This is a genomic window from Nostocoides sp., from assembly GCF_035343835.1.
GTDB classification, from domain to species: domain Bacteria; phylum Actinomycetota; class Actinomycetes; order Actinomycetales; family Dermatophilaceae; genus Nostocoides_A; species Nostocoides_A vanveenii.
The window spans coordinates 1-11,312 of sequence record NZ_DAOQZV010000094.1 but is presented as its reverse complement, the minus strand read 5'-3'; the positions used below and the strand labels follow the sequence as shown (position 1 = coordinate 11,312).

The window sequence follows — 11,312 nt, the reverse complement described above, 5'->3', positions numbered from 1 at the left end:
CCCGCCGCGCGCGGGGTGCGGCGTGATGCGCGTCGTCGCGGCGATGAGCGGCGGCGTGGATTCAGCGGTCGCTGCGGCCCGAATGATCGATGCCGGCCATGATGTCGTCGGCGTCCATCTCGCGCTGTCGCGCAGCGCCGCGACCCTGCGTGAGTCGGCACGTGGCTGTTGCACCCTGGAGGATGCGGGTGATGCCCGCCGCGTGGCCGACCGGCTCGGCATACCGTTCTATGTCTGGGATCTGGCGGATCGCTTCCAGCACGATGTCGTGGACGACTTCGTCGCCGAGTACGCGGCCGGCCGCACCCCCAACCCCTGCCTGCGGTGCAACGAGAAGATCAAATTCTCGGCGCTCTTGGACAAGGCGCTCGCTCTCGGCTTCGACGCCGTCGCGACCGGTCACTACGCGCGCATCGTCGACGGACCGGGCGGAAGCGCGCTGCATCGTGCGGTCGATGCGGCCAAAGACCAGTCGTATGTCCTTGGGGTGCTGACCTCGGATCAGCTCGCTCGCGCCTTCTTCCCGCTCGGCGACACCACCAAAGCGCAGGTGCGCGAGGAGGCGGCTCGCCGCGGCTTCTTCATCGCCAAGAAGCCCGACTCCTATGACATCTGCTTCATCCCCGACGGTGACACCCGCGGCTTCCTCGGCAAGAAACTGGGCGCTCGGCCCGGGTCCATCGTCGACACGGACGGCCGGGTGGTCGGTGGGCACGAGGGCACTTTCGGGTTCACCATCGGCCAACGCAAGGGCATCGGGCTCGACCGAGGCACCATGGACGGGCAGCCGCGCTATGTCGTCGGGATCGACGCCGAGACCAAGACGGTCACTATCGGGACGGCGGATCTGTTGGGGGTCAACGAGATTCACGCGATACGCACGATCTGGTGCGGTCCGCCGCCAGGGCCCCACGACCGGTGCTCGATCCAGGTCCGGGCCCACGGCGAGCCGTATGCCGCTCTCGTCGAGACCGCGGGCGAGGACCTCATCGCGCGGACGGAGGAGGCGATCCGCGGTGTCGCCCCCGGCCAGTCGGTCGTCGTCTACGACGGGGACCGGGTGCTCGGGTCGGCCACGATCACCCGCACGGCGCGGACGCGAAAGACCTCGCCGGCGTCCGCGCGCCTGTGATGGGATGACGCTCATGGCGCCCACCGACTGTGCCCGGTCCCCGCACACACGCGAGGGAGACGGCTTGTGATGCTGGACCTGCGCGCCCAGTGCGAACGCTGCGGGACGGCCCTTCCGCCGGATGCCGAGAACGCCCGGATCTGCTCCTTCGAGTGCACCTTTTGTGCCGTCTGCGCGGCCGAGTCGGAGCACGCCTGTCCCAACTGCGGGGGGCAACTTCAGCCTCGGCCTACTCGGGTCGGCGAGGCCTTGCGCCGCAACCCTCCGGAACATGAACGGGCTTCGCGGACAACCAGATTGACGCGGATGGCGGAGCGGCAGGCCACGGAGCGGGCCGAGCTCTATGACTTCCTCGACAGTCAACTCGTCGGTACGCTCGCCACGGTCGACGGCACGGATCCCTGGACCGTGCCCCTGCTCTATGCCCGCGACGGCGACCGCATCCTCCTGCACGGCTCGACAGGTGCCGGCACGCTTCGCCAGGTCGCCGCCGGCGCCGCGGCTGCCTTCTGCGTCACCGCCATGGACGGACTGGTCGTTGCCGAGTCGACCTTCGAGTCGTCGGCCAACTATCGCTCGGCCGTCATCCGTGGCCGGCTCACCACGATCGCCATGGACGATCGGCGAACCACTCTGGACATCCTCTCCGAACGGTTGTTGCCAGGGAGAAATGCCGAGGTCGGGGGGTCGACCCGCAAGCAGGTCGCGGCGACGGTCGCGCTGGCGCTCGAGATCACCGACGACAACTGGCTGATGAAGACCCGGACCGGTGAGCCGGGCCAGCCTGCGGAACCGGTTGACGTCTGGTGCGGCGTGGTTCCCCTGACCATCACTGCCGGCGCACCCGTGGAAGCGCCGTGGTCGGTCGGGCCGGTCCCGGCCTCGGTGCGCGCGTTCGTCGCCGCCCGGCGGCCGGAGTGAGCCCGGCCACCACGCCCGCCGTCACGCAGGCGACCGGCGTCGGATCGTGGCCCGGAACCGACGTCCGGGAAGCCATCGTCACCGTCCGGGATCTGCTCATCGACGGTGACGGCATCGGCCTGCCCTATCTGCCGGAGACTCCCCACCGCGGTCCTGGCGCCGACATCATCGGACGCGCCGCCGGCCTGCTCGTCGACCTCCCCGTCGACCTGCAACCAGCCGGCTGGCGGCTGGTGGACCGACCGGGTCGCGACGCACAGCGCACGGCCGCTCTGCACCGTGCGGACCTGGACGAACTCGCCGAGGCCTACGACGGTTTTGCCGGCAGTCTGAAGGTGCAGGTCTGCGGGCCGTGGACCCTGCTCGCCTCGCTCGAGTTGACCCGAGGCGAGCGCTCGCTCGTCGATGAGGGTGCACGCCGCGACGTGCTCGCCTCACTGGCAGAGGGGATTTCGCGCTACGTCGCCGATGTCCGGCGCCTCGTGCCCGGTGCCGACGTGGTGCTCCAACTCGACGAGCCCTCGCTGCCCGCGGTCCTCGCGGGCAACCTCCCAACGGCATCGGGGTATGGCCGCATCCGCGCCATCGACCCGCAGGTCGCCGCGCGCGGCCTGCAGGAGGTGCTTGCGAAGCACGACGGTCTCACCGTCGTGCATTGCTGCGCGCGTGGTGCGCCGATGCCCTTGCTTCGGGCCGCAGGAGCCGGTGCGATTTCGCTGGATCTGAACGACGCCAGCGCGACGCGCTGGGAGTCGGTTGCCGCCACGATCGAGTCCGGGGTTGGGGTCTTCGCCGGCGTGCTGACCGGCGACGGTGCAACGAGCGCCGATGCGGCCCGCGGCGTGATCCTCGGGGCGTTCGAACGCGTGGGACTGGAGGCTGCCGCCCTCGCGTCCGTCACCATCACGCCGGCCTGCGGTCTGGCGGGCACCACGCTGGCCATCGCTCGCCGGATCACGCGGGACGCCGTCGCCGTCGGCCGGCAACTGACCGAGGAGGGCAATCGGTGAGCGAGGCCGCCGCACCGAGGCGACGAGTGCCCTGGCAAGCGAAGTTCCTGGCGCTGGCGTTGATCTGGGGTTCGAGCTTCCTGTTCATGAAGGTCGGGCTGGCTGCGCTCCATCCCGTGCAGATCGCGACCGCACGAATCTGGGCCGGGGCGGCTATGTTGCTGATCCTCTTGCGGATCAGCGGGACTCGCCTCCCGCGCGATCGCCGCATCTGGGGCCACCTACTCGTGTGCTCGGTCTTTCTCTCGGCCCTGCCCTTCCTCGGTTTCGTCATCGGCGAGACGCGAATCTCCTCGGCGCTCGCCGGCATCGGCAATGCCACGACGCCGATCGCCACCGTCCTGTTCGCCCTGGCGCTGCTGCCGAGCGAGCGTCTGACCGGCACGAAGCTGGCTGCCGTGCTCGTCGGATTCGTCGGCGTTGCCATCATCGCCGAGCCCTGGAATGCCGAGGGGCGACCCGACCCCGTCGGCTTCCTGATCGTCGTGCTGTAGGGCGCGTGCTACGGGCTGGGCTGGACCTACAACCGGCGCTACCTCGGGAGCGCCGACCTCGGTGGCCTCTCCCAACCGACCGCCCTGCTGATGTGTGGTTCGGTGCTCATGGTGCCGATCCTGCTCGGCTGGTGGCTGATGGATCGCGACGAGGTCGCGGCCCCCTGGTCGCTGACCAGCGGCGGTGACCACGCGGACTACCCGGTCTGGTTGGCGATCGCCTGCATCGCCGTGTTGGGTTTCGTCGGCACCGGTCTGGCCTACATGCTCCAGTACGACGTCGTCCGCGAAGCCGGGACGATCGTCTCGACGACCGTTACCTATCTCATCCCCGTGGTCTCGGTCCTGCTCGGCGTCCTCGTCCTCGGCGAACACCTCGGTGCCGCGCAGATCGCGGGCTTCGTCATCGTCCTGGCAGCAGCCGCAATCATCAACACGCCCAACCGAGACCGGCGCAATCGGGCTGCCCGAATGTGCCCGTTCGTCTCAACTTGACACGAACAGTAGACGAACGAAAAGCGCAGTGCCAGGCTGTCTTTCGCTTCAAATTCTGGACGCAATGAGAGAGAGGGGAAGAGCGTGACGGCGAACGTCATGGTTGTCGTGGAGCGGCAATTCGATTTCCCCCGGCCCCGCGTTTTCCGGGCCTGGGTCGAGCCGCACGAGTTGAAGCAGTGGCGTGGATCTCCCGGTTGGCATGTCGAAGAGGACACCCTCGAGGGCGACCACAAGCTCGGCGGGCGCCACACTCACGTGAAGGTTCGAGACAACGACCCGACCACTCGAGTCGTCACCAATGGCGTCTACTCCGAGTTTTTCGAACCGGACGTCTTCGTCTCCAGGGAACAGATCACCGGCGATCCGGGCATCGACCCGACCAAGCCGTTGGAGTTGCGCGTCGAATTCACCAAGATGGGCCGTGACGGCACCCTGGTCCGCATCATCCAGGGACCCTACGACCCCGACGTCGCCGGCTGGCACGGTGAGGGCTGGGAGAAGGAACTGACCCGACTGGCGAACTTCTTGGCCGGCACCGGCGAGTACGCGACGGGTGGTGACGGACGATGACCACGCAGGGCGAGCTGACGCATACGACCATCGTTCGGCAGAAGCCGCTGATGGACATGAAGCAGATCATGCTCATGAACTTCGGCTTCTTCGGCATCCAATACAGCTTCGGAATGCAGCAAACCGCCGTCAACCCGATCTTCCAGTTCCTCAACGCCAAGCCCGAGGAACTCCCGATCCTGAACCTCGCCGGACCCATCACCGGCCTGTTGATCCAGCCGATGATCGGCGCCTTGTCCGACCGGACGTGGAGCCCGCGGTGGGGACGCCGCAAGCCCTTCTTCCTCATCGGAGCGATCGGCTGCGCGCTCTGCCTCTTCCTCTTCCCCTTCGTCGCGGCCGTCTGGATGGCCGTCCTGCTGCTGTGGTTGCTGGACGCCAGCAACAACACCGCGATGGAGCCCTACCGCGCGTTCATCGCCGACAAGCTGCCCCCCAGCCAGTTGGGCAAGGGCTTCCTCGCCCAGTCCTTCTTCACCGGCTTCGGCATCACACTGGCCAACCTTTCGCTCTTCGTCTTCCAGAAGATCCTCGACGGCACCACGGAAGCGGGAATCCCGTATTGGGTTTTCGGCGCCTTCATGCTGGGGTCCGTATGCTCGGTCGGCTCGGTCCTCGTCTCCGTCCTCACCACCCCGGAGATACCGCCGACGCCCGAGGAACTCGCGGCGCTGAAGGCCAAGAAGGAGGCCGGCGGCGGCTTCGGCGCGGCGATCGCGGAGATCAAGGAAGCCGTGGTCGAGATGCCCACGGAGCTTCGCAAGCTCGCCTTGGTCTATCTCTTCCAGTGGTACGGCATGGTCTGCTATTGGCAGTTCGTGACCGCATCGATGGCCAAATCGGTCTGGGGCACAACTGATTCGAAGTCGAAAGGGTTCGAGGAGGCAGTGGGCTGGACCGGCCTGGTCAACGGCTGGTACAACATCGTCACCTTCACCGTCGCCTTCTCATTGGTCGCGCTGGCCAAACGCCGAGGCGCGAAATTCGTCCACATGTCGTGCCTGCTGCTGGCAGCCGTCGGGCTGGTCATCTTCCCGCACCTGACCAACAAATACGCGCTCTTCGTCCCGATCATCGGTCTCGGCATCGCCTGGGCCTCGATCATGGGCGTGCCCTACATCATGGCCGTGCGCATGATCCCCTCGACCCGCTACGGCGTCTACATGGGCATCATCAACATGATGATCGTCATCCCGATGCTCATCCAGTCGCTGACCTTCGGCAAGATCTATGCTTCGCTGCTCGGCGACAACCCCAACAACGCGATCATGGCGGCCGGCGTCCTGCTGGCGTGCGCCGCGGTGGCGATGGCCTGGATCAAGGAACCCCCGATCGTCCGCGATGTCGACGACGTCGCCTACCTGCCCAGCGGGCACTGAGCGGAGGAGAACAGATGAGCAAGATCGACTACGGCACGATCGTCGCCGGCACCGACGGCTCGGCGCTCGCGATCCCGACGATTGCGCGGGCCGCCTGGCTGGCCCGGCACGACGATGCCGACCTGGTCATCGTGTGTGCCTATTCGGAGTTGTCCCGGCGTGTCGACGCCAAGAATGTCGCCACGCTCGGCGGTGACCCGCGCAGCGGTCAGGTCCTTGGCCGTGCGGCCGCCAATGAGGCCCTGGCGGCAGCGGTGGCCCTCGCCCGCGACGAGGGGGCCGTCGTGGTCGCCGCCCTGCTGATGGAGGGCGAGCCTGACAAGGCCCTGCTCGCCACGGCTGAAGACCGCAGCGCCGACCTGATCGTCCTGGGCGCCGTCGCGGACCGGACCATCACCGACCGGTTGCTGGGCACCGTCGCCGAAGAGGTCACCAAGCGGGCGCGCTGCGATGTCCTCATCGTTCGACCGATCGGCGATCCCGCGGCCGATCAGGTCGTCCCCGAGGACGGCCCCGAAATCGTCGTGGCCGAGAGCGCCGAAGAGTAGGCGCGTCAACGGCATACGGCAAGCGAAGCGGCCCGGCACCTGCAGCAGGTGTCGGGCCGCGTCACGTCTGCCGTCACGCGCTGGGCGCGTGCACCTCGCGACGCAGGATCTTGCCGGTCGGGCCCTTGGGGAGTTCGTCGACCAGCCAGACGGCGCGGGGGTATTTGTAGGCGGCGATCCGTTCCTTGGTCCACGCCTGGATGTCTTCCGGAGTCGCGCTCGAGCCGGGCCGCAGGACGACGGCGGCGCCGACATTCTCGCCGAGCAGCTCGTCAGGGACGGCGACGACCGCGACTTCGAGCACATCGGGGTGGGTGTAGAGCAACTCCTCGACCTCACGCGGATAGACGTTCATGCCGCCGCGCAGGATCATGTCCTTCTTGCGGTCGACGATGGTGAAGTAGCCGTCCTCATCCACGGTCGCGAGGTCGCCGGTGCGGAACCAGCCATCAGGGATGGAGGTCGCGGTGGCCTCCGGGTTGCGCCAGTAGCCCTTCATCAGGTTGTCGCCGCGGATGGCGATCTCGCCGACCTCACCCTGCGCGACCTCGGTGCCGGAGTCGTCGAGCAGCGTCATCTCGCAGCCTTCGATCGGGATCCCGATGGTGCCCGGCTTGCGCGGCCGGTCGGGCATATTGAAGGAGGCGACCGGCGAGGTCTCGGACAGCCCGTAGCCCTCGAGGATGACGCAGCCGAACTTCTCTTCGAAGGCGCGTTGCACCTCGGCCGGCATCGCCGAGCCTCCGGAGGCGCACGTGCGCAGGCGCGAGGCGTCGAGCCCGGCACTGTCCGGGTGGTGGAGGATCGCGGCATACATGGTGGGCACGCCGAGCATGATGGTGACCTTCTCGGCCGCGATCGTCGCGATCGCGGCCGCTGGGTCGAAGCGCGGGATGAGCGCCAGCGTCGCCCCGGCCTGGACCGCCGCGAGCAACCCCACGGTCAGGCCGAAGACGTGGAAGAGGGGCAGGCAGCCCATGAGCACGTCGTCGGCGGTGACCTGGATGATGTCGTCGGCGCAGCGCTTGGCATTCAGGCGCAGGTTGGCGTGGGTGAGTTCGGCACCCTTCGGTCGCCCGGTCGTTCCCGAGGTGTAGAGGATCACCGCGGTGTCGTCGTCGGCGCGCTCGACGGGCGTGGTGACCGGCTCGCCGCCGTCGAGTTGGCCGGCCACCGGGCCCATCGGGTCGCAGGTGATGATGCGCGTGCCGGAGTTTTTGGCACCCTTGGTCGCCTCATCGACGAAGTCCGGCCAGACGAAGGCGATCTTGGCGCCCGAGTCGGTGAAGAAGAAGTCGATCTCGCCCGACTTGAGCAGCGGGTTCATCGGCACGACCGTGCCGCCGGCGAGCAGAGTGCCGAAGAAGGCGACCGGGTAGGCGGGGACATTCGGCAGGATCAGGGCGACGCGGTCGCCGGGCTCGATGCCCGCCGCTGTGAGCTCGCCGGCGAGCTTGGCTGCGGCGCCGAAGAGTGCGGCATACGGCAGGTGGTTGCCACCGATCGCGATCGCCGTGCTCCCGGGGGCATTGGCTGCGGTAGTGGTGAGGCTGGACGCGAGATTGGTCATCGGGGAATCGCTCCTGAGGCTGCGCACGGGGGTTTACGTCAGCCAACCACGGAGCGTGGCTCAGGCAGGTGCCCCCACGCTGTCATTCCGGCCACATCGCGTCGCGTGCAGCGCGCTCACGGACCAAGGGGGGGTAGCACGTCGGTATGTCGGAAGTCCTCGCCGTTGAAGAGCGGCGGTTGATTAGTTGCGCGAGCCAATGCGTAGGCGAAGCAGTCGCCGAGGTTGAGTCTCGCGGGTGACCCCGATCCGCGACCGAATCGATCATGCGCGGCACGCCGAACTCGTCGTAGAGGACGTCCTCGGACAAAAACGGTTCCGGGCGATCCGCGCTTCGCCGACCGTACGGCAAGGCTGCTGCCCGCGAGGCACCCGCGTCGAACCGCGCGACTCGACGCGTTGAACGCCGGGTCGGGCAGGATGGGGCAGTGACTGACGCAAGCCCCGATGCCGTGATCGATGTCGTCCCGGACGACGTGCGCCACCAGTGGGTCGCGCTCGCGGAGGAGTTGAGTGCGCACCAGTTCGCTTATCACGTCAAGGATTCGCCAACGATCAGCGACGGCGAGTATGACGCCCTCATGCGCCGGCTCGTGGCGATCGAGGAAGCGCATCCCTCGCTGCGCTCCCCCCAGAGCCCCAGCCAGCAGGTCGGCGGCGCGACCTTTTCGACCGACTTCCAGGCGGTCGATCACCTGGAGCGGATGCTCAGCCTCGACAACGCCTTCAGCCCCGAGGAACTGCTGGCCTGGTCGGCCCGCGTGGCGCGGGAGGCCGGCGGCTCGCCCTATCACTTCCTGTGCGAGCTCAAGATCGACGGCCTGGCCGTCAACCTGCTGTATGAACGTGGCCGCCTCGTGCGCGCGCTCACTCGCGGCGACGGGCGAACCGGCGAGGACGTCACCCTCAATGTCCGCACCATTGCCGGGGTGCCGCTGCAACTCGCCGGGGCGGACGTGCCGGAGCGTGTCGAGATCCGCGGTGAGGTCTTCTTTCCGATCGAGGCCTTCGCCGATCTGAACGCCGGCCTGGTGGCGGCCGGCAAGGCCCCCTTCGCCAACCCGCGTAATGCGGCAGCGGGTTCGTTGCGGCAGAAGGATCCTCGGGTGACGGCGACTCGTCCGCTGCACCTCCTGGTGCACGGGATCGGTGCCCGGGTGGGCTTCGAGATCGAGCGGCAGAGCACGGCATACGGGCTGATGCAGGGGTGGGGGCTGCCTGTCAGTACGCATTTCCGGGTGCTCGACACGATCGAGGACGTGCAGGTGTTCATCGACGATTTCGGGGTGCGCCGACACAGCGTCGAGCATGAGATCGACGGCGTGGTCGTCAAGGTCGACGAGATCGCCGTGCAGCGCCAACTCGGAGCAACCTCGCGCGCGCCGCGGTGGGCGATCGCCTACAAATACCCGCCGGAGGAGGTCAACACCAAACTGCTCGACATCCTGGTCAATGTCGGCCGGACTGGGCGGGTGACGCCCTATGGCGTCATGGAACCGGTGACGGTGGCGGGCTCGACCGTCACCAACGCCACGCTGCACAACGCCTACGAAGTCGAGCGCAAGGGCGTGCTCATCGGCGACACGGTCGTCCTTCGCAAGGCCGGCGACGTCATCCCCGAGATCCTCGGCCCGGTGATTGAGTTGCGCGACGGCAGTGAACGGGCGTTCGTGATGCCGACGACCTGCCCGGCGTGCGGGACGCCGCTCGCGCCCGAGAAGGAGGGCGATAAAGACATTCGCTGCCCGAACGCCCGCACATGTCCTTCGCAGTTGCGGGAGCGGCTCTTCGGGCTCGCCGGACGCGGGGCCTTCGACATCGAAGCGCTCGGTTGGGAGGGGGCCGTTGCGCTCTTGGAGTCCGGCGTGCTCACCGACGAGGGTGGGCTCTTTGCGTTGGGGGAGAAGGAGATCGCGCGCGTGCCGCTGTATACGCGCGCGGCCAAGAAGAGCGATGCTCCCGAGGCGATGGTCGATGGGCGGGTGCTCTCGGCCAATGGTGAGCGACTGGTCGCCAACCTCGCGACCGCGAAAGACCGGCCGCTGTGGCGGGTGCTCGTCGGTCTGTCGATCCGCCATGTGGGTCCGACTGCGGCGCGCGCGCTGGCTCAGCACTTCGGGTCGATGGAGGCGATCCGCGCGGCGAGCGTCGAGCAACTCTCGGCAGTCGAGGGCGTCGGTGGGGTGATCGCGGATTCGGTGCGGGACTGGTTCGACCGGCCCGGATCCGAGTGGCACGGGGCGATCGTCGATGCCTGGGCCGCAGCTGGCGTGCGGATGGCCGATGAGCGGGATGAATCGGTGGCCCAGACGTTGGCCGGGATGACCGTCGTCGTCACCGGATCGCTGGATGGGTTCACGCGCGACGGGGCGAAGGAAGCGATCCTCGCCCGCGGTGGCAAGGCCGCCGGCTCCGTGTCGAAGAACACCGACTTTGTGGTCGTGGGCCCGGGCGCGGGCTCGAAGGAGGCGAAGGCCCGCGAGCTGGGCCTGGTGATTCTCGATGAGGCCGGCTTCGTGCGGCTTCTCGAGTCGGGCTCCCCGGGCTGAGGGCCCCTATCACTGCGGGTTGCCGGACGCCGGGGGTCGGGAGCTTGGAAAGGAGGACGTCGGGGGCGGCCACAGACCGAGGTGACCAAACGGCATACGGGAACGTCGAGAGGCCGGTTCAGCCCCGTCGAGAGGCCGGTTCAGCCCCGTCGAGAGCCCTCAGGGGTGCCACTGCGCCCGGGAAGGTGTGCGCATCAAGACCTGTTCGCGGCTCGGGCCCAGCAAGATGAGCGACTATGCGTCCTATCGTCCGCTGCCTCCGGCGCACGGCCATGGTCTAAGCCCCGTGGTTGTTTGGGCGCTCCCGTGGCGGCTGGCGCTTCGAGCCCGAGAGCCTCGGGCACTCGGACGACCTGGAATTGCACCTTCGATGTCCGTCCGGCCTGGCTGCGGTGGATCGGGCATCGATCAGCCGTGGGCTGCTGGGGTACGACAACGAGCGCCTCATCGCCTGCGGGTACATGCCCGTGGCTACGTCGACGAGGAGGTCCTGGCCTGGCCACCGCCCGAGCCTCGCTCGCGCCCCACAGCAATCACTGAGCGTTCGGTGACCTCGACCGGCCTCTCGACGGGTCTGAACCGGCCTCTCGACGGGGCTGAACCGGCCACTCGACGGGGCTCGAGTTAGACGCCCGCTGGCT

At 68.0% G+C, this 11,312-nt stretch carries 10 protein-coding genes and 1 pseudogene; 10 read left to right on the top strand and 1 reads right to left on the bottom strand.

Features of this window, described 5'->3' with window-relative positions; genetic code table 11:
* Positions 1 to 25: 25 nt before the first annotated feature.
* The 9 genes and pseudogenes from mnmA (at position 26) to PKH97_RS08445 (ending at position 6,552) form a co-directional block, all read left to right on the top strand.
* Complete coding sequence (mnmA, locus tag PKH97_RS08485) at positions 26 to 1,132, top strand: tRNA 2-thiouridine(34) synthase MnmA (RefSeq protein WP_324386973.1); 1,107 nt, start codon at positions 26 to 28, stop codon at positions 1,130 to 1,132.
* Between the two features lie 69 nt (positions 1,133 to 1,201).
* A pseudogene (locus tag PKH97_RS08480) lies at positions 1,202 to 1,357 on the top strand (DUF1272 domain-containing protein); the annotation flags it as partial.
* Between the two features lie 81 nt (positions 1,358 to 1,438).
* Positions 1,439 to 2,053, top strand: a complete 615-nt coding sequence (locus PKH97_RS08475) for a pyridoxamine 5'-phosphate oxidase family protein (RefSeq protein WP_324386972.1) — start codon at positions 1,439 to 1,441, stop codon at positions 2,051 to 2,053.
* Positions 2,050 to 3,063 (top strand): methionine synthase, encoded by a 1,014-nt coding sequence (locus PKH97_RS08470; protein WP_324386970.1) that lies wholly within the window; start codon positions 2,050 to 2,052, stop codon positions 3,061 to 3,063. Before PKH97_RS08475 ends, PKH97_RS08470 begins: the two co-directional genes overlap by 4 nt.
* Positions 3,060 to 3,557, top strand: coding sequence for a DMT family transporter (locus PKH97_RS08465; protein WP_324386969.1), 498 nt, complete (start codon positions 3,060 to 3,062; stop codon positions 3,555 to 3,557). Before PKH97_RS08470 ends, PKH97_RS08465 begins: the two co-directional genes overlap by 4 nt.
* Positions 3,558 to 3,665: 108 nt before the next feature.
* Complete coding sequence (locus PKH97_RS08460; protein WP_324386971.1) at positions 3,666 to 4,052, top strand: EamA family transporter; 387 nt, start codon at positions 3,666 to 3,668, stop codon at positions 4,050 to 4,052.
* Between the two features lie 84 nt (positions 4,053 to 4,136).
* Positions 4,137 to 4,625: an SRPBCC domain-containing protein gene (locus PKH97_RS08455; protein ID WP_324386968.1), complete on the top strand. Its 489-nt coding sequence runs from the start codon at positions 4,137 to 4,139 to the stop codon at positions 4,623 to 4,625.
* On the top strand, positions 4,622 to 6,004 hold the full coding sequence (locus tag PKH97_RS08450; protein WP_324386967.1) for an MFS transporter: 1,383 nt from the start codon (positions 4,622 to 4,624) through the stop codon (positions 6,002 to 6,004). Before PKH97_RS08455 ends, PKH97_RS08450 begins: the two co-directional genes overlap by 4 nt.
* A 14-nt stretch (positions 6,005 to 6,018) precedes the next feature.
* Positions 6,019 to 6,552 carry a universal stress protein gene (locus PKH97_RS08445; protein ID WP_324386966.1) on the top strand — a complete coding sequence of 178 codons (534 nt, stop codon included), beginning with the start codon at positions 6,019 to 6,021 and terminating at the stop codon, positions 6,550 to 6,552.
* A gap of 73 nt (positions 6,553 to 6,625) precedes the next feature.
* Here PKH97_RS08445 and PKH97_RS08440 read toward each other — a convergent pair whose 3' ends face one another.
* The gene (locus PKH97_RS08440) at positions 6,626 to 8,122 is read right to left on the bottom strand and encodes a long-chain fatty acid--CoA ligase (RefSeq protein WP_324386965.1); all 1,497 of its coding nucleotides are present in this window, start codon (positions 8,120 to 8,122) and stop codon (positions 6,626 to 6,628) included.
* 428 nt (positions 8,123 to 8,550) lie between these two features.
* Here PKH97_RS08440 and ligA point away from each other — a divergent pair, with 428 nt between their 5' ends.
* A complete protein-coding gene (ligA, locus tag PKH97_RS08435) occupies positions 8,551 to 10,671 on the top strand; it encodes an NAD-dependent DNA ligase LigA (RefSeq protein ID WP_324386964.1) in 2,121 nt (706 codons plus the stop codon).
* The last annotated feature ends 641 nt before the right edge of the window (positions 10,672 to 11,312 follow it).